General features: G+C 62.2%; 16 protein-coding genes and 2 pseudogenes. 9 read left to right on the forward strand and 9 right to left on the reverse strand.

Annotation, left to right across the window (positions count from 1 at the left end; genetic code table 11):
- The first annotated feature begins 138 nt into the window (after window positions 1-138).
- Window positions 139-1,085 (forward strand): IS630 family transposase gene (locus QEV83_RS18315; protein WP_280129081.1). Its coding sequence is split into 2 segments (ribosomal slippage): window positions 139-475 and window positions 475-1,085, totalling 948 coding nucleotides; the frame shifts between segments, so codons are not numbered across the junction.
- A 387-nt stretch (window positions 1,086-1,472) separates the two neighbouring features.
- On the opposite strand, the gene QEV83_RS18320 is transcribed toward QEV83_RS18315, so the two are convergent.
- The 8 genes and pseudogenes from QEV83_RS18320 to QEV83_RS18355 form a co-directional block, all read right to left on the reverse strand.
- A complete protein-coding gene (locus QEV83_RS18320) occupies window positions 1,473-1,850 on the reverse strand; it encodes a hypothetical protein (protein ID WP_280129082.1) in 378 nt (125 codons plus the stop codon).
- A gap of 403 nt (window positions 1,851-2,253) precedes the next feature.
- Complete coding sequence (locus QEV83_RS18325; protein WP_280129083.1) at window positions 2,254-3,360, reverse strand: putative sulfate exporter family transporter; 1,107 nt, start codon at window positions 3,358-3,360, stop codon at window positions 2,254-2,256.
- A gap of 185 nt (window positions 3,361-3,545) precedes the next feature.
- Complete coding sequence (locus QEV83_RS18330) at window positions 3,546-4,004, reverse strand: CopG family transcriptional regulator (protein ID WP_280129084.1); 459 nt, start codon at window positions 4,002-4,004, stop codon at window positions 3,546-3,548.
- A 6-nt stretch (window positions 4,005-4,010) separates the two neighbouring features.
- Complete coding sequence (locus tag QEV83_RS18335; protein ID WP_280129085.1) at window positions 4,011-5,996, reverse strand: conjugal transfer protein TraG; 1,986 nt, start codon at window positions 5,994-5,996, stop codon at window positions 4,011-4,013.
- Window positions 5,997-6,132: 136 nt separating this feature from the next.
- Window positions 6,133-7,869 (reverse strand): annotated as a pseudogene (locus QEV83_RS18340) (DUF3363 domain-containing protein).
- Between the two features lie 247 nt (window positions 7,870-8,116).
- Window positions 8,117-9,166, reverse strand: coding sequence for a lytic transglycosylase domain-containing protein (locus QEV83_RS18345; protein ID WP_280129086.1), 1,050 nt, complete (start codon window positions 9,164-9,166; stop codon window positions 8,117-8,119).
- Window positions 9,167-9,168: 2 nt separating this feature from the next.
- A complete protein-coding gene (locus tag QEV83_RS18350) occupies window positions 9,169-9,678 on the reverse strand; it encodes a S26 family signal peptidase (protein ID WP_280129087.1) in 510 nt (169 codons plus the stop codon).
- 127 nt (window positions 9,679-9,805) lie between these two features.
- A protein-coding gene (locus tag QEV83_RS18355; RefSeq protein WP_280128402.1) for an IS3 family transposase occupies window positions 9,806-11,157 on the reverse strand; the annotation gives its coding sequence in 2 pieces (ribosomal slippage) (window positions 9,806-10,821 and window positions 10,821-11,157; 1,353 coding nt in all).
- Window positions 11,158-11,242: 85 nt separating this feature from the next.
- On the opposite strand from QEV83_RS18355, the pseudogene QEV83_RS18360 reads away from it, so the two are divergent.
- The 8 genes and pseudogenes from QEV83_RS18360 to QEV83_RS18395 all read left to right on the forward strand — a co-directional run.
- Window positions 11,243-12,040 (forward strand): annotated as a pseudogene (locus tag QEV83_RS18360) (conjugal transfer protein TrbE); the annotation flags it as partial.
- Window positions 12,037-12,774: a P-type conjugative transfer protein TrbJ gene (gene trbJ, locus QEV83_RS18365; protein WP_280129088.1), complete on the forward strand. Its 738-nt coding sequence runs from the start codon at window positions 12,037-12,039 to the stop codon at window positions 12,772-12,774. The pseudogene QEV83_RS18360 and the gene trbJ, both read left to right, overlap by 4 nt.
- A gap of 9 nt (window positions 12,775-12,783) precedes the next feature.
- Window positions 12,784-13,113 (forward strand): putative entry exclusion protein TrbK-alt, encoded by a 330-nt coding sequence (gene trbK-alt, locus QEV83_RS18370; RefSeq protein ID WP_085772628.1) that lies wholly within the window; start codon window positions 12,784-12,786, stop codon window positions 13,111-13,113.
- Window positions 13,110-14,471, forward strand: a complete 1,362-nt coding sequence (trbL, locus tag QEV83_RS18375; protein ID WP_280129089.1) for a P-type conjugative transfer protein TrbL — start codon at window positions 13,110-13,112, stop codon at window positions 14,469-14,471. Before trbK-alt ends, trbL begins: the two co-directional genes overlap by 4 nt.
- A gap of 9 nt (window positions 14,472-14,480) precedes the next feature.
- A complete protein-coding gene (trbF, locus tag QEV83_RS18380; protein WP_280131139.1) occupies window positions 14,481-15,164 on the forward strand; it encodes a conjugal transfer protein TrbF in 684 nt (227 codons plus the stop codon).
- Complete coding sequence (gene trbG, locus QEV83_RS18385; RefSeq protein WP_280129090.1) at window positions 15,161-16,234, forward strand: P-type conjugative transfer protein TrbG; 1,074 nt, start codon at window positions 15,161-15,163, stop codon at window positions 16,232-16,234. The genes trbF and trbG overlap by 4 nt, the downstream gene beginning before the upstream one ends.
- Entirely contained in the window at window positions 16,231-17,436 is a 1,206-nt protein-coding gene (locus QEV83_RS18390) for a TrbI/VirB10 family protein (RefSeq protein ID WP_280129091.1), read from the forward strand. The genes trbG and QEV83_RS18390 overlap by 4 nt, the downstream gene beginning before the upstream one ends.
- Window positions 17,433-17,690 carry a DUF2274 domain-containing protein gene (locus QEV83_RS18395; protein ID WP_280129092.1) on the forward strand — a complete coding sequence of 86 codons (258 nt, stop codon included), beginning with the start codon at window positions 17,433-17,435 and terminating at the stop codon, window positions 17,688-17,690. The genes QEV83_RS18390 and QEV83_RS18395 overlap by 4 nt, the downstream gene beginning before the upstream one ends.
- Here QEV83_RS18395 and QEV83_RS18400 read toward each other — a convergent pair.
- Window positions 17,654-18,598: a LysR family transcriptional regulator gene (locus QEV83_RS18400; protein WP_280129093.1), complete on the reverse strand. Its 945-nt coding sequence runs from the start codon at window positions 18,596-18,598 to the stop codon at window positions 17,654-17,656. The two genes, QEV83_RS18395 and QEV83_RS18400, sit on opposite strands and share 37 nt — an antisense overlap.
- Window positions 18,599-18,617 lie beyond the last annotated feature (19 nt).

Below are 18,617 nucleotides of genomic sequence, written 5' to 3' on the forward strand. Positions count from 1 at the left end.
TTCGTCGTCTCTCTTGCGTCTTGGCTTTTCTGCCGCGCTATTGCTAGAGCAGTATCCGACCTGAATGAATCTGAAGGGATTCCCGAATCGGGCTTGAGGTGATTCAAACTGTCTGCCGGAGCAAGGAGGCCGGCAGGCATGTCGAAAGCCTTGTCTCTCGATCTTCGGGTTCGTGTACTGTCCGCGGTTGCGCAGGGTCTAAGCCATCGCGAAGCCGGCGCGCGGTTCGCGGTCAACGCATCGAGCGTCAGCCGCTGGCGAAAGCTTGCGCGGGAACGGGGTGACGCGCGTCCGAAGGCGCTCGGCGGGGATCGTCGGTCGGGCCGGATCGACGCCCATAAGGACACAGTCCTCTGCGTGCTCGAGGCGACGCCCGACATCACCATCGAGGAGTTACGCCAAACGCTGGCGGACAAGGGGCTTGTCGTCGGCTATGGCACGATCCGCCGCTTCTTCGCGCGTCATGCGATCACGCGCAAAAAAAGACTGCGCACGCCAGCGAGCAGGATCGCCCCGACGTCCTGAAACGGCGCGAGGACTGGTTCGACGGGCAGATCGATCTCGACCCTGACCGCCTCGTCTTCATCGACGAGACCTGGGCCTCGACGAAGATGGCCCGCACGCATGGCCGTTGCCGGCGCGGCGAACGCCTGCGCGTCGGCGTGCCCCATGGCCACTGGAAGACCACGACTTTTGTCGCCGCCCTCACGACGCGCGGCATGATCGCGCCGTGGGTGCTGGACGGGCCGATCAACCGCGACGCTTTCGAGACCTATGTCGACAAGGCCCTCGTTCCAGACCTGCGGCCGGGCGACATCGTCGTCATGGACAATCTGTCGAGCCATAAGGGGCCAAGAGTGCGGGAGATGATCGCGGCGGCGGACGCCAGCCTTCTCTACCTGCCGCCTTACAGTCCGGACTTCAACCCGATCGAGAATGCCTTCTCCAAGCTGAAGGCTCATCTGCGTAAGGCTGCCGAGCGAACCGTCGGCGGCCTCTGGGACGCCATCGGCCGCATCATCGATCTGTTCGCTCCAGCGGAATGCAAAAACTACTTCGCCGCCGCAGGATACGATGCAACATGATCGGCTATTGCTCTAGTGGCAACTGGCGAAGGGGAAGCTCATCACAAACGCAGAACCCGGCTGTCTGCGCCACAATACGCGCAGGAATTTCCGTGGCAAAAGTACTATCGGTGGGAAGAGTATTACCAAAACCAAGCCCCTTGGCTCAACTATTATCGAGGGCCACGTCCCTGCATGTCGCTTGATGATTGCGACCGCAAGGCCTATGGCGAATCAGGTACGCGCGGCCGGATGGGACTGGGTGCCGATCCCGCACATCCGGAGGGGCCTGGTAACGTATCTGACTGATCGTGTGGCAGTGGCTGTTACGTTAAAGTGGATATGCAAGCGAAGCCAGAACAAGCCTTAATCTCAGTCGGCATTTTGAATACTTCTAAAACGCCGTTCCTAGCATGCTGGAACAAGCCGCTGCATCCAACGCCCTTCCAAAAAGATCGGGGTAGTGGTCAGTCCCCCCTGGGAAGCGATGAACTCTTGAATGCGCGAAGGATACCATTGCAACATATATGTATTGCTTTCAGGGTCAGGCACCATAGGTCCAAGCTTTCCATACTGAAGATGCGATGCATGAAACGCAAATTGTGCAGTCGGCTCGGCGCAGAGGTAAGGCGATTTCAGATATATGGTACACGCCGAGCCACAAAGGCCACGCACGATGATGCGGCCTTCTGCTTCCCATGCACGCTCACGCCGCGCGTATTTGGAGACTTCGCCGCCTTCGTCATATTTAATAACAATCGCTGGTGGATGAGTGGATAGTGGCATTTTTCACCCCAAATATTAATGGCGCACGTCGGAATTCAGCAACTCCGTTTCATCCGGATCGACGGTAGCGCAAGCGTCGCCTTCAACTTCACGATTTCAATGTCCAATGCCTCTCTCTAAGCTAAAGACGCGTGCAATGGCTTTGCAACCTATCGTCATGCTGCGCTATTCTGGCAAGGCCTATATACCCAGCGCCCCTGCTCGGCCAGTTTGGAGAAGAGCGATGCGGAGAGCCGGGAGCAGCCAAATCGGTTTCACGAATGGCTCAAGGATCTGCCTAGATGCATCCCAGACATCGGCCAGCTCGTTTTTGTTGGCGAGTTCGATACCACGTCGGCTCAAGACAACGGTTACGACGATGAATGAGAGTCAAGCGGGTCAAATATTGCGCGCAGCGGTGAAACTAATAAGCGAACATCACTGCTATTAACGTAACAGCCGCGATCCAAACGGTCTCTAGCACCATCAGTGCGATCGGCCTCCACCCAACCGCCGCAAGATCCTTGAACGAAGTCTTCATCCCAAGCGCCGCGATCGCTGTGACTAAGCTCCAGCGGGACACCTCGTTGGCTGCATCGCTCGCGACTTTGGGCAACAGCCCAAGACTATTCAGGGCCACGAGGACGGCGAAGCCGACCAAAAAAAGCGGAAGCCTTACCTTCGCGCTGCTCTGGCCGACCTTCGCTCTTCGACTGACGACGAAGGCGATGGTGAAAACCACAGGCAGCAGCATGGTGACCCGCAGTAGCTTGACGTAGGTAGCCACGTCGCCGGTCTGTGGCGAGATCAAATAACCCGCGCCCACCACCTGGGCCACGTCATGGATGGTGCCCCCGAGGAAGATGCCGGCATGAATGTGATCAAGGCCAATCGCTGTCACGAACAACGGATAGGCGATCATGGCGATGGTGGACAATACCGTCACCGTCACAACGGTGAGTATGGTGTCCCTTTCGCTTTCAACTGTGCGGGGCAACACCGAAGCGATGGCCAAGGCCGCCGAGGCGCCACAGATACCTACAGCACCGCCGGATAGCACTCCAAAGGATCGGCTGAGCCCTAGCCGCCGGGCAACAAAGGCGCCGAGCGCAATGGTACTGATTATTCCCCCCAACACGGTCGCAATCGGCATGCCTCCCAATTCGAGGATCTGAGTGGCGGTGATCCGGGCCTCTAGCAGCGCCACGCCGACCCGTAATACCGCCTTCGACGAGAATTCGATCCCCGGCACGCAGCGGCCATCTTCATGCAGGAAGTGAAAGGTCATTCCGAAAGGTAAAGCGAACAGCATCACCGGAGAACGATATTGTTGTGACAACCATGTGGCGGCTAGGGCAATGGTCACCGCTACCAATAGGCCCGAGTATATCTGAAAGAAAAACGCGCGCCATACGGTCGGGCGTGGCTGAGCTGGCAATGCGATCGTATCCGCCGACAAACCCTCCATCCCGTCGTAGGACTGAAAAATCGCGTGCGCTGCGGCGGTGTCCGTATCAAGATCAGTGCTCATGACGACTCGCTAATGTCCAGTATCGTTTTGCAACTTCTGCTCCCCGCAAATATTTGTGTGAACTGTGGTCGCACCGTTTGGCTCGGCGTATTGATGCGATACGCATTCAAAATCCATATGTCTGCGGCATCGACGGCGGCGGGCGTCAGCTTGCTTCGATCAGTCGGCGATCTGGTGGAGTGCAGTCATAGGTCCGAGCTTGGGGTCCACGCTTTTTCATTCTCGCGCTGAGTAGCCCCTTTGGATCCGATATCCAACGATACTTCCCGGATAAAGCTTGGCCCGTTGGAAAGCCGACGGCCGAGTGCTTGCACGAATCCTTCATATCGCTCGGCTCCTTTTGCACGGGCGGAGGCTTGTGTTTGCTCTGACAATGAAGGTGTTGCCATTAACCAGAAGCGAACGAAGAGAGCGATAGTCTCTACCGAAATCCCCAAATCGCGTTCTAGCCGTTCCATTTGACGGGTGATCCGGTCTAGGCGCCGCGCCAAGGCCGCCTCCTGGCATTCGGGGGCATCGGGCGACAAGAACGAGGCGATGGCCGCCTCGGCAACGAGAGATTTGGGCTTGCCGCGCCGCTCCGCGTATTCGGCAAGAGCCTGCATGAGGTTCGGTTCAAGATAAACCGTGAATTGCTCTTTCATGCCGCCTCACAGTCCGAGATCATCGCCGGGGTCGAGCGTCGCCTGCCGCGCGACGGTCCGCATCTGCTGCCGGAGCATGTTCGCCTGGACGGGTTCGTCATCAGCTTCATCCATCAAGATCGTAAAGGGATCGGCCAGTTTCGGAGCTTCCGGCGCAACCGCCTCATGCTCGGGCAGCGTTGGCTCGCGCCGGATCCCGCCATTATCAAGATCGTCTTTAGATGGTCGGTTAGTTGCTAGTTTCGGATCCACCGGAATCGGCAGCAAAGCGTCCCAATCGTCGCGGCTTGCTGCCGGCGGCCCCTTCACCAGGCCAGCGGCCGACGGCGGCAGTTGGATGCGTTCTTGTAGCCGCCGGTCCTCATAATATTGGGCTTTCTTGGCAAGGATCGGGTACATTCCCGACACGAGCACGAGTTCGTCGGTGGACGGTAACTGCATGACCTCACCGGGGGTGAGCAATGGACGTGCCGTCTCCTGGCGTGACACCATCAGATGCCCGAGCCACGGCGAAAGCCGATGGCCCGCGTAGTTCTTCATGGCGCGCATTTCGGTCGCCGTGCCGAGCGCGTCCGAGACCCGTTTTGCTGTCCGTTCGTCATTGGTCGCGAAGGCGACGCGTACATGGCAATTGTCTAGGATCGCATTATTGGCGCCATAGGCTTTCTCGATCTGGTTCAGACTCTGAGCTATGAGGAAGCTTTTGAGGCCATAACCGGCCATGAAGGCCAAGGCCGACTCAAAGAAGTCCAGCCGACCGAGCGCCGGAAACTCGTCGAGCATGAGAAGGACGCGATGCCGGCGGCTCTTTGCATTCAATTCCTCCGTCAGGCGGCGGCCGATCTGGTTGAGGATCAGACGAATTAGCGGCTTCGTCCGGCTGATGTCGGAGGGCGGCACGACGAAGTAGAGCGCCACCGGGCGGACGTCATCGACAAGATCGCCGATGCGCCAGTCGCATCGGCGCGTCACTTTCGCGACCACCGGATCGCGGTAGAGACCGAGGAAAGACATGGCGGTCGAGAGAACGCCGGACCGTTCGTTCTCGCTTTTGTTCAGAAGCTCGCGCGCGGCTGACGCCACGACCGGATGCGGCTTGTCGCCCAAATGGGGCGTCGTCATCATGGCGCGCAACGTCGTTTCAATGGGATTCTTCGGATCGGACAGAAAATTTGCGACGCCGGCCAGGGTCTTGTCCGGCTCGGCGTAAAGAACATGCAGGATCGCGCCGACGAGAAGCGAATGACTTGTCTTTTCCCAATGGTTCCGCCGTTCCAACGCGCCCTCGGGATCGACCAGAATGTCGGCGACGTTCTGAACGTCGCGCACCTCTGTATCGCCGCGGCGAACCTCCAGCAGCGGATTATAGGGGGAGGAGTCTGGATTCGTCGGATCGAACAGCAGCACGCGGCCGAACTGGCTGCGCCAGCCCGCCGTGAGGGTCCAGTTCTCACCCTTGATGTCATGGACGATGATCGAGCCACGCCAAGTCAGAAGAGTTGGGATAACGAGGCCAACGCCTTTGCCCGAACGGGTCGGCGCAAAACAGAGCACGTGCTCCGGACCATCATGTCGAAGATAGTCATGTCCCCAGCGGCCGAGCACCACACCGTCAGGCCCGAGCAAACCCACGGCACAGACTTCCTTCTCGGTCGCCCAGCGCGCCGAGCCGTAGGTCACGATATTCTTGGCTTCCCTCGCCCGCCAGACGGACATGGCGATCGCACCAATGATCGCAGCGAAGCCACCAGAGGCGGCGATCACAGCGCCTTCGAAAAAGACCCGCGGCGCGTAGGCGTCGAAAGAAAACCACCACCAGAAGAAAGCTGGCGGCGGATAGAGCGACAGTTTCGCAACCACGAACCAGGGATCACCGAGTTGAGGCTGATAGCCGAGGCGCCAGGCGGTCCATTGTGTTGCCGCCCACGTGGTCGCGAGCACGATCACAAAGACAACGAGGATCTGGCCCCAGAGAATCTTGGTCGCGGGCATGCGGTCTCAAAAATTTTTAGTTACCTTACCTGATGGGAAACGACTGGCACGCCGCAAGCCCCAAAACGCGCTTGGCGTAGATCTTCGCATATTGGCGCGCAAATACCGGGCTGAAGGTCACGGAGTCGGCAGAGCCTTAAATCCCCAGTCCCCGTTTTCGCCCAAAGTTCCAGTCGACATTGCCGCCGGGCATTCCGATTCCGGATATCTGTTTCCCGAGTTGGTGCTCCAAAGATGGAGACCAGGGGACAAGGCTGAAGCCGAGCCCGTTGTCGATCATGGCGAAACGTCCGGAGGAGAGGGTTACTCGCTGGCGGTAGATCCCGGCGACATGCTCGCCGTCAGACGCCGGCAGGTAAGCAAGGGCGGTCTCCGCCGCGAGTGGTACCGCGGCGGCTTCCAATTCGTGCCTGCGAAGAGTGTCGAGAAGGTCGCGGGCGAAGACGACGCGCTGGCCTTGGCGGCGTGCGAGCCCTTCCGCCACGAGATGGTCGACGCGGGCGGTCATCGCCTCACGCACCTCGCCCCCAAAGCCGCCCTCAGACAAGGCGATCGGTTCCTTTGCAACGAGCTGGCGGTCAAGCCAGGTCGCGCCTTGCGCCGCCACTTGATGGTCGATCGAGAGATCTGAACGGACGGCAATCGCGAGCTGTGGTCGTCCGGCGGCATCCTCGAACCGGCGCAGTTCGACGATCGAGCCTGGCGCTGAATCTCCGGCAGCGTCCAAATGAGGCAGGCGGATATGACACGCGCGGCCGTCGATGCCATCGACGACGACATAGGCCGAACCACTCAGCTCGTCATCCAGCCCTCGCGCAACCAGACGGCCGATAGCGGGTAGGGGCTCCGTCTCGCCATGCAGGACGAAGTCTGAGGCACCGCGTTCCCGTCCCTTCTAGGTCAGGTTGCGATGGATGCGCTTGATGATATCGTTGCGCTCGCCAAGTTCTCGCAGTACGTCCTCCGCGTTCTCGGAAAGCGACCATTGCCCAGGACCGAGGGAACGAGCGAGACCGAGGGCTTCCAGCTTGCGCATCCGGGCGATCTTGATCCCGTGGAGATTTTCTTGCCTTTGGCCCCTCTCCGGCCGCAGATCGACCACACTGCCGTGTGCCGCCGCGTCGCGGGCGAGCGCCCGATCCAATCTGGTCCAGCGCTCCGCCCCGACCTGGGTCTCCAGCGAATGACGGATTTCCCGGTCGGATCGTGGGCCAAGCTCCAAAGTCAGCAACTGCTGCGCCCGCGCCCGCATTCCCTCGCGGATGTAGTCGCGCGAGATAACGAGATCCTCGCCTTCGCCGGTCCGGCCCCGGACAATCACATGGACGTGCGGGTGCTCCGTATTCCAGTGATCGACAGCCGCCCAGTCGAGACGTGTGCCAAGGTCACGTTCGGCATCGGCCATCAGATTACGCGTGAAAGCCTTAATATCCGAGAGTTCAACGGCGTCATCAGGCGAAACAATGAACCGAAAATGATGCCGGTCGTCGTCGCACCGCTCAGCGAAGGCTTTATGATCGACATCGTTGCTGTCAGCGCCAAACATCCGGGCAGGATCACCATCCTTGGTCACGCCGTCGCGGCTGAGATAGGTGAGATGGGCTGAAAGCGGCGCGCGGTTCATGGCGTGACGCACGACCCGGGCTTTGATCACCGCGACGCGCGACCGATTGGTCATTCCGCGCGTCGCGGCGAGGCTTGCGGCGCGGCCCCGGCCGAAGGCGCCTGTTCCCCGCGATGACGATCCCCGGCGCGCCATGCCGCCGGCATTTTCGGCGGCGGCGAGCGCTTGGGCAATGAATGGCTTGGCGCGTTGACTCCGCCCCCTCCGGATGCGGCCCAGGTGGACCCGAAGATCGTCATCCCGCTTCACGGCGCGTCAAACCGCAAGGTGCATAGTTCGCAAATTTTCCAGCGAATTATCGCAGTCAGCAAGGTTATGGCTGCAGGCGCACCTTTGCCACGAACATTGTTGTTCCTTGACTTTTTACCCATCCAACCGCCGAGCACCTTGCGGCTTTTATCTTGCCGTCGACCCTCCCGACGATTCGCATGCATATTCCACTTCGAAACAGGCACTCCATGATGCGACAAAGCACGCTTCGTGTTCACGCCGTATCTCACTTGCTTTGGTGTGTTGATGGTTCAGCGAAAAGCACATTGCCGCTGGAAGCCAACGACGATCGTGATGCGTTTGAAGTGTGAATTCGCAAACTTTCTGGCGCGGTCGAACTCGCGATCAAAGTGTGATTGGGCGCCGGTGCGAGCGCAGTCATATCAATCGTTTGTGCGCTGGCCGATGTTGGCTCAAATGCAGCGTGGGCGATCGCGAAGAGCGTCTTGGTCTGTGCGGTTTGTCGATCGTCAAATTGCAATATTGCTGACGTGAATTTGCTTTTGCTTGACGCTTTCAGGTGTTCTGCGCTGTCATGAGCGGCGCCGGAAATAGTCAATTGTGATACCCCCGAAGCGCTGGCAGAATGATGCGGAACGTCAGGCACGCCGATCACGGGCGCGAGCACGGCGACATAGTTGCGCGTCTCTTCAGGAAGCGGTCGGCCGCGCTTCAGATAGTCGTCGTATCGTCCGGGTCCTGCATTGTAGGCCGCCAAAAAGCCGCCTGGGCCGAAGCGGTCGTGCATCTCGCGCAGATAGGCCGCACCCGCGAGGATATTGTTGCGGGGTTCGTAAGGATCGGCGCCGAGTTGGTAACGAAGCCGCAGTGCCGCGTAGGTTTCGGGCATCACCTGCATTAGCCCCATCGCACCTTTTGCCGACATTGCGCCCCTGTCGCCGTTGCTCTCTGCCCGCATGACGGCGCGGATCCAATGCGCTGGCAGCCCGAAGCGCTGCGAGGCTTCGGCAATCAATGAGGCCCATGAGGATGTTGCGGTCGCGCTTTTTTGTGCGGACTTTCCAGCAATTGCAACACGCGAGCAAGACAGGAGCCAGAACCCAGCGATGAGAAACGAGAACGCCATTATTCCGACGCGTGGGAGACTTGCCGTCGAGAACCATTCCTTCCATCGCGAAGTGCTAGCACTCTGTCTGAAGGGCCGCTCAAGTCCATAAATGCGTCCGCCAAACGTATCGATCCTGCCCGGAACAGAGGATTGGAGCCGCTCGCGATCGAAAAGAGAAATGGATGGTTTCAGGCAGAGGATCTGCATGGTCACGGCTCCGTGAATGTCCAGAGTGGAACCGCACGACCGAGGATCGAGGTATCGGGAAGCGGGCCGAAATAGCGGCCGTCGAGGGAATCGGCGGACTGCCAGTTCATGAGGAAGACCTCGCCTTCCGCAATCATGCGGCAGCCCTGCCAAGCGGGCAGGGGCCGGCCCCGGTGATCCCGTTCGCGAGCCGTGGCCATCGCAACGCCATCGATCATGATGGCGAGACGGATGCGACAGACTGTCTGACCGGGAAGGGCAAGAATCTGTTTCAAGAGCGGCACGCCGTGTGGCAAATAGCCCCTCTCGGCCAGAAACCCTGCGACCGGCTCGGGCGCCATAACGAGGACGAGATCGGGTATGGCCAGATACTCTTTCGGCTGTACACGATAGAGCCCGATTGGAGCGCTCGCCGAGGCGTTCCAGATTAAGACGGGCGACCAATCAATCGCCGCCGGAATGGTAGTAAGCACCACGCCACCAAGCACTGTGGCAAGAACGACGATGCGCATATTCATCCTTCAACCTTTCGTCGAAGGAGCCAGGCATTATGATGGTCTCGGCTTGTCCGTCGTCAGATAATTTGAGACAGATGGCGGCGTGATTTAATGGAGGACGCGGCTCATCTGATGTTTGATTTTATGCGGCGTTCAATTGGTGTTGCAAGCGACGATTTTGGATGGTGGCTCGTTTGATCCTTTCTCGTTGCAGCAGAATGGTTTGTCCTCGGCCGAAGTAGACGTCAGCCGGCGTGAGATTGTCCAGGCTCTCGTGATAGCGGCGATGATTGTAGTGATCGACGAAGGTGTCGATCCTGGCTTCCAGGTCGCCGGGCAGATAATAGTTCTCAAGCAAGACGCGATTCTTGAGCGTCTGATGCCAGCGCTCGATTTTGCCCTGTGTTTGCGGGTGGCAGGGCGCGCCGCGCACGTGATCCATGTTGCGTTTGTCCAGCCATTCGGCCAGATTGGCCGAGATGTAGGAAGGGCCATTGTCCGAGAGCAATCGCGGACGATGGACGACCTTGGCGTGATCAAGCCCCGCGGCTTGCAACGCCAGGTCGAGTGTTTCCGTGACGTCCCCGACCTTCATCGTCGTACAGAGCTTCCAGGCGATGATGTAGCGCGAGAAGTCGTCCAATATCGTGCTGAGGTAGAACCAACCCCAACCAATCACCTTGAGATAAGTGAAGTCGGTCTGCCAGAGCTGGTTGGGCGCCGTCGTCTTGTCCTTGAACTCATCGGCGGCCTTCATGACGATGTAGGCGGGACTGGCGATTAGGTCGTGCTCCTTCAGCAGGCGATAAACCGAAGCTTCCGAAACAAAATAGCTTTTTGTGTCGGTGAAGCGTGTCGCCAGTTCCCGTGGCGACAGCTCCGGCTCGTCCAGGGCCAGTTGCACGATCTGGCCCCGCACATTGTCAGGAATTCGGTTCCAGACGCGGTCGGGCCTGGGAGATCGGTCTTCCAGGGCCTCTGGCCCGCCAGTCTGGCAAAGGTCGCACCATCGATAAAAGGTGGCGCGAGAGACGCCGAGTTTCTCCAGCGTCCGGCGCGCCGGCAGATGGGATTGCTCGACCAGCCGGATGATCTCCAGTTTCTCGGAAGCCGGATATCTCATTCCTCGCTTTCCCCATCCGCGATCATGCTTTTTTTGAGCAGGCGCAATTCCAGCGCCTGCTCGGCGACGACCTCCTTCAGTGCCTGAGCTTCCCGGCGCAGGTCCTTGACCTCGCCGCTGGTCGCCGCACGCGCCGTGTCGCCCGCCAAGCGCCGCTTGCCAGCCTCCAGGAACTCCTTCGACCAGGTGTAATACAGGCTCTCGGCGATGCCCTCGCGCCGGCAGAGTTCCGCGATGCTATGCTCGCCGCGCAGGCCGTCCAGCACGATGCGGATCTTCTCCTCCGCCGAATATTGCTTGCGCGTTGCTCGGCGAATGTCCTTCACGATCCGCTCGGAGGACGACTTGGCAGTTCCGGATTTCTGGCTCATCTCCACTCCTCGATGGTTACGATGAGCCAGAAATCCTCCGTTATTCAACCCGCTAAATCTGTCTCACAGGTGCTGACGCCGGACAGTCTGGTCGGCGCTGAGCTCGCTGGCGTCGTCGCCCGTGGGCGAGCGCACCATCACCGGCCTGGCGGTCCTGTTGCAGTCGACGGCGCTAAAGCAGGCGTTGCAGCCCTATTGCGTCGGTGGAGCCTCGGGCCGCCTGCTCGACGCCGAGGCTGAGCAGCTCGGCTCCGCTCCGGTGCAGGCGTTCGAGACCGAGGGCCTGATCGGCGCCGGAGCGGCGCCCGCCGTGCTGACCTATCTCTTCCATCGCATCGAGGGCCGCCTCGACGGCCGGCCGACCTTGCTCATCATCGACGAGGGGTGGCTGGTCCTCGACGATCCGGCCTTCGCCCAGCAGCTCCGCGAGTGGCTGAAGACGCTGCGCAAGAAGAATGCCTCCGTCGTCTTCGCCACGCAGTCGCTGTCGGATATCGACGGCAGCAACATCGCGCCCGCGATCGTCGAGAGCTGTCCGACGCGTATCTTCCTGCCGAACGAGCGCGCGATCGAGCCGCAGATCACCGCGATCTACCGCCGCTTCGGTCTCAACGATCGCCAGATCGAGATCCTCGCGCGCGCTACGCCGAAGCGCGACTACTACTGCCAGTCGCGCCGCGGCAATCGCCTGTTCGAGCTGGGTCTCGGCCCCGTTGCGCTCGCCTTCTGTGCCGCTTCCTCCAAGGCGGACCACGCCGCGATCGAGCGCGTCGTCGCCGAGCACGGCCGCGATGCTTTCACGCCCGCTTGGCTCGCGGACCACGAGCTCCTCTGGGCCGCCGATCTCATCCCTGACCTGATCAACCTGGAGACATCATCATGATCAAGCTGCGCCATCTGGCGGCGGCAAGCGCCGCCGTGCTCACCCTGGCCGTCGCCGTGCCGCCCGCCTCGGCGCAGTGGATCGTCTACGACCCGACCAACTTCGGCCAGAACGTGCTCACCGCCGCGCGCGAGCTGCAGCAGATCAACAATCAGATCACGATGCTGACCAACCAGGCGACGTCGCTGGTCAACCAGGCGCGCAACCTTGCAAACCTGCCGATGTCGACGTTGACCCAGCTTCAGTCGTCGATCGCCCAGACCCAGTCACTGCTAGGTCAGGCGCAGAACATCGCCTTCAACGTCCAGCGCATCGAGCAGGCCTATTCGACGAGCTACGGTTCTGCCGCCGGCACAGGTTCGACCACCGCCATGGTCGCCAACGCGCAGACCCGCTGGCAGAACTCCGTCGCCGCCTTCGAGGACAGCCTGAAGGTACAGGCGGGCGTGGTCGGCAACATCCCGACGAACTCCAGTGCGATGACCTCGCTAGTCACGGCCAGCCAGAGCGCCACCGGCGCGCTGCAGGCGGCACAGGCCGGCAACCAACTCTTGGCGCTGCAATCTCAGCAGCTTTCCGATCTCGTCGCCGTGCTGTCGGCCAAGAGTCGGGCCGACGCCCTGGAGCAGGCGCGTACCGCCTCGGCCGAGGCGCAAGGCCAGCAGAACTACAAGACCTTCTCGACGCGCACCGGCTATCAGCCCGGAAACGTCACCATGTTCAGCGGCAACTGAGGCGCGGCGATGCTGGGACGGTCGGAAATCTTCCGCGCCGCCGCGATCGTCGCCCTGATCGCGGTCGCCATCACGGCTCTTGTGGTGACCAACCGGCGCCACTCGGCCCCCATTGCCGAGACCCCTCCGACCATCGTCACACCAGCATCCGACGACCTCTCGGCCGAGCTGCGCCGTTGCAGCGCGCTCGGTCCCCAGGATGCCGAAGATCCGCATTGCGTCGCGGTCTGGGAGGAGAACCGCCAGCGATTCTTCGGCAGGCCGGCGCGGCCTCTGCCGCCACAAACGCCCCCAGGCGCTGCCGCGCCGGCCACCCCTTCTAAGGGAGATGCGCGATGAACAACGTCGGCGTCATCGACACCTTCCTCAACACCTTCACCACCTACATCGATTCCGGCTTCGGCCTGATCAAGGGCGAAGTCGGCTATCTCTCGTCCACGCTGATCGTCATCGACATCACCCTTGCAGGCCTGTTCTGGGCCTGGGGCGCCGACGAGGACATCCTCCAGCGCCTGGTGAAGAAGACCCTCTACATCGGCTTCTTCGCCTTCATCATCAACAACTTCAACAATCTATCGGCCATCGTCTTCAACAGCTTCGCCGGCCTCGGCCTGAAGGCGGGCAGCTCGTCTATCAGCACCGCCGACTTCCTGCGGCCGGGCAAGCTCGCCCAGGTCGGGCTCGACGCCGGACAGCCGCTGCTCGATGCGGCCAACCAGATGATGGGCTTCACCAGCTTCTTCGCGAACTTCGTGCAGATCGCGGTGCTGATGGTCTCGTGGGTCCTGGTGCTGATCGCCTTCTTCATTCTGGCGGTTCAGCTCTTCGTCACGCTGATCGAATTCAAGCTGACCACACTGGCCGGCTTCATCCTCATTCCCTTCGCCCTCTTCAACAAGACCGCCTTCCTCGCAGAGAAGGTGCTCGGCAACATCGTCGCGTCCGGCATCAAGGTGATGGTGCTGGCCGTCATCGTCGGCATCGGCACCGGGCTCTTCTCGCAGTTCACGCAGACCTACGCCGGCGGCCAGCCGACGGTCGAGCAAGCGCTGTCCGTCGTGCTGGCCGCCCTCGCCATGCTGGGCCTCGGCATCTTCGGCCCCGGCATCGCCACCGGCCTGGTCTCCGGCGCGCCCCAGCTCGGCGCGGGCGCCGCCGTCGGGACTGGCCTGGCCGTCGCGGGTACGGCGATGGCCGGCGCCGGCGCGCTCGGCCTGGCCGGCAGGGGGGCGATGGCTGCGGCTTCCGGCACTGCCGCCGCCGCGCGCGGTGGGGCGGCAATGGCCGGCGGCGCGTCCTCCGCCTACAGCCTTGCTTCAGCCGGCCGGTCCGGCGCGTCGGGCGTCGCGGCCGGACTCGGCGGGGTCGGGCGAGCGGCCGCTTCAGCCGCCGCGGCTCCTGTGCGGCGCGCCGCCGCTCAAGCCGGCAGTTCGATGCGGGAAAGCTTCGCCGCCGGCGGCCGGTCCAGTTTCGCTGCAACCGGCGGATCATCGACCGGAGGGACGGTCGGCGGCAATTCACCAAGCACGCCCGCGGCGCCCACCGGCGGATCGGAGGGTTCCGGCCCACCGGCCTGGGCCCAGCGCATGAAGCGCAACCAGTCGATCGTCCACGGGACGCAGACAGCTGCGCAGGTCCTCAGGTCCGGCGACAGCCATGGCGGCGGCCATTCCGTCGATCTCTCTGGAGGAGAATAAGAGATGGCGCTGTTTCGCCGCCCCACCGTTCGCTACGGTCGAACGCCCGAGCCTGAAACCCCCTATCAGCGCGCCGCCCAGGTGTGGGACGACCGCATCGGCTCGGCTCGGGTGCAGGCCAAGAACTGGCGGCTGATGGCCTTCGGCTCGCTCGCGCTGTCCATGGGTCTCGCCGGCAGTCTCGTCTGGCAATCGACCCACGGCACCATCGTCCCCTGGGTCGTGCAGGTCGACAAGCTCGGCCAGGCGCAGGCCGTCGCGCCCGCCGCCGCCGACTACACGCCCAGCGATCCGCAAATCGCCTGGTATCTCGCCCACTTTGTCCAGATGGTCCGCGCGCTGCCGGCCGATCCGATCATCGTGCGGCAGAACTGGCTGCAGGCCTACGACTTCACCACCACCTCGGGCTCCCAGGCGCTCAACGACTATGCGCGCGCCAACGACCCCTTCGCCAAGCTCGGCAAGCAGCAGATCGCCATCGACGTATCTAGCGTGATCCGCGCGTCGCCCTCGAGCTTCCGCGTCGAATGGGTCGAGCATCGCTATCAAGACGGCGCGCTCGCCGACAACACCCGTTGGACCGCGATCCTCACCATCGCGATCCAGACGCCGACTTCCGCCGACGTGCTCCGCAAGAACCCGCTCGGTGTCTACGTCACCGCCATCAACTGGTCGAAGGAGCTAGGACAATGACCTCGCCGATTTCCATGGAAGCCGGCGGTCCGGCTTCGCGTCTCTTCACCATTCAGCAGAGCCGGAAAGGAGGGATTGCGCCTTTCCGTAAAGCCGCCCTGGCGGCTTTGCTGATGTCCACCACTACGCTGGGCGGCTGCGCGCACAATTTCATTCCGCCCGACATCAATTACGACAGCGCGGCGCCGGCAAAGCTCACCGTCGATCCGCCAGCGCCTATCAAGATCGTGGAGTTGCCCAAGCTGCTGCCGCTGCCCGGGCAACTGAAGCCGATCGACGGTGGCAAGCCGACACCCGAAGCTGCCGACCCGACCGTGCGCGTCAACCAGGCCAACGCTGCCGCGCGGATTCAGCCGGTGCGCAACGGCTTCATCAACGCGGTCCAAGTCTATCCGTTCTCCGGCGGGGCGCTCTACCAAGTCTATACGGCGCCCGGCGAGATTACCGACATCGCGCTGCAGGACGGCGAGCAGCTCGTCGGCTCCGGCCCCGTCGCCGCCGGCGACACCGTGCGCTGGATTATCGGCGATACCGAGAGCGGCACGGGCGCCACCAAGAAAGTTCACATCCTGGTCAAGCCGACGAGACCCGAGCTGCTCACCAATCTGGTCATCAACACGGATCGGCGGACCTACCTCCTCGAGCTGCGCTCGACCGAGAAGACCTACATGGCCTCGGTCTCCTGGCAGTATCCCGAAGATCAGCTCATCGCGCTTCGGCGGCAGAACCAGGAGGCCGACGCAGCCGCGCCGATTGCCAGCGGCGTCGATCTCGCCTCGATCAACTTCCGTTATGCAATCCAGGGCGACAACCCGGCCTGGCGTCCGCTGCGCGCCTTCGACGACGGGCACAAGGTCTACATCGAGTTCCCGAGCGGCATTGCCCAGGGCGAGATGCCGCCACTGTTCGTCATCGGACCGGCCGGCGGCTCCGAGCTGGTGAACTACCGGGTCAACCGCAACTATTACATCGTCGACCGCCTGTTCGCAGCCGCCGAATTGCGTCTCGGCGACAAGGATAGCGAGCGGCGCGTGCGCATCGTTCGTACCGACGGAAGGCCGCGGTCATGACGGCGGAAGGTCCTGAAGAACAACCGCCGACGCCGACGCCCGTCGTACCGCCCGATCTGCGGCTTCGGGGCGAACGGCCGCGCGTCACACGCTTGTCGCGCAGGGTGCTGATTGGCCTGGGCGCCGTTTCGGCGCTCGCCGTCGCGGGCGCGCTCGGCTACGCGCTCCAGACTCGCAACGCAGCGCAGAGCGGCGAGGAGCTGCTTTCCACGCAGAACCGTCCCTCCGCCGAGGGCCTCGCTGGCCTGCCGAAAGACTATACCGGCCTGCCACGGCAGGCGCCCCCGCTTGGCCCGCCGCTGCCCGGCGATCTCGGCAAGCCAATCCTGAACGCAGGGGCAGCGCCGAACACCGTAGCGCCCGCGACCACGCCTGATCCGGAGGCGCAGCGCCGCGCCCAAGAGATCGAGGCGGCGCGGCTCAGCCGCCTCTTTGCCCAGACCAATCAGCAGCCCCAGCCCGTCGGGCTCGCCGCGCCGGCTGGGATCGGGACGACGACGGGTCCGACTCCCGCACCGCCAGTCGACGCCGGCGCCGCGCAGAACATGCAGGACCGCAAGACGGCCTTCCTCAATGCGTCGACGGACAAGCGCACGGTCAGTCCAGACCGGCTCGACGCGAAGGCCTCGCCTTATGTCGTGCAGGCCGGCACTGTGATTCCCGCCGCGCTCATCACGGGCATTCGTTCCGATCTGCCTGGTCAAATCACTGCCCAGGTGACGGAGGCGGTCTATGACAGCCCGACCGGCAAATATCTTCTGATCCCGCAGGGCGCGAAGCTGATCGGCCAATACGACAGCTCCGTCGCTTTCGGGCAGTCGCGCGTCCTGCTGGTTTGGACCCGGATCATCATGCCGGATGGCGGCTCGATCGTGCTGGAGCGTCAGCCCGGCACCGACACGCAGGGCTACGCCGGACTAGAGGACGAGGTCGACAACCATTGGGGCATGCTGTTCAAGGCCGCCGTCCTTTCGACGCTGCTCAGCGTGGGCGCGGAGGCGGGCACGAGCCAGGACGAGAACAACCTTGTTCAGGCGATCCGCAGCGGAGCATCCAACAGCATCAGCCAGACAGGGTCTCAGATTGTCCAGCGGCAGCTCAACATCCAGCCGACGCTCACGATCCGGCCAGGCTTCCCGGTCCGTGTCATCGTTACCCGCGATCTGGTGTTGACGCCCTACGGACACGGAGGGAATCCATGACGAAGCTCAAGCTTGGGCCGCTGGCCGACGACAAGCCGGTCAAAATCAGCGTCGAATTGCCCGCTGCCGTGCATCGGGATCTTGTCGCTTATGCTCAAGTGCTCGGCCGGACGACTGGCCAAACGGCTCCCGACCCCTCGAAGCTCATCGTGCCGATGGTCGAGCGTTTCATGGCGACCGACCGCGCGTTCGCGAAGGCGCGACGCGATCGGAGCGGTCAGGTCGCTTTCGGTTCGGCCGAGAAATCGGGATAGTGTTCGTGCAACATGGCCAGGAACGATCCCAAAGCGGGATTGCTGTTCGCTTCTCGCCAGTACGCCATGAAATTGGTCTGGGTCGGGCCGTCGTCGTCCCAGACCTCCCTATAGACCACGCCTTCGTGGCGCACCCCTGTCGCGCCCTCGAACATCAAGAGCGTGCCATAGTTCGCACTGACTAGGCTCAGCAGTCTGTCCAGTGACGAGTCCTGATGGATGATGTGCTGAGAACCAATGGCATGACGGAGCTTCGCCGCGAGCAGCCCCTCAAGCTCCGGTCCGGGACCCTGCTGCGGGACGAGGAACTTTTCGTTCGCAAGATCCGCCCAACGAATCCTCGAATTATGGCCCAGCGGATGATGCCCCGGAAAAGCTACGATCACCCGCTCACTCCAAAGCGGAAGCATCCGGCCTTCCCATGCCGTCGCGTGACCCGTCATGATCGCGACATCGACTGCGTTGCCCGCGAGAGCACAAAGCAGCCGATCATGGCTACCATCGACGGTGCGTACATCCACATCCGGAAAGCGCCGGTGGTACTCGACCAGCGTCGCGTGCATGTTCCCCGCCGAAGGGGAGGCATGAACGCCGATCGTTAACAAGCCAAGTTCGCCGCGGCTCCTGCTCCTGATCCGCCGAAGTTCCGTGTCCACGTCATCGAGTATTCGCTTGGCGCTCGCGATGAACTCCAGCCCCACCATAGTGAGGTGGGTGCCGCCATTCGTCCTTTCAAACAACACCACGCCAAGCTGGCGCTCGATCTCGTGCAGCCGGCGGCTCAAGGTCGATTGGCGTATGTTCAGAGCTTCCGCCGCCTGTCTCAGGCTGCGGTGCTGTGACGTTACGACCGCCAAACGCAAATCGCGAAGCTCTACATCCACGCTACTCACTTCATCGGCCCGCATACGGGCCGCCTTTCGCAAA

This window comes from Methylocapsa sp. D3K7 (assembly GCF_029855125.1).
Taxonomy (GTDB): Bacteria; Pseudomonadota; Alphaproteobacteria; order Rhizobiales; family Beijerinckiaceae; genus Methylocapsa.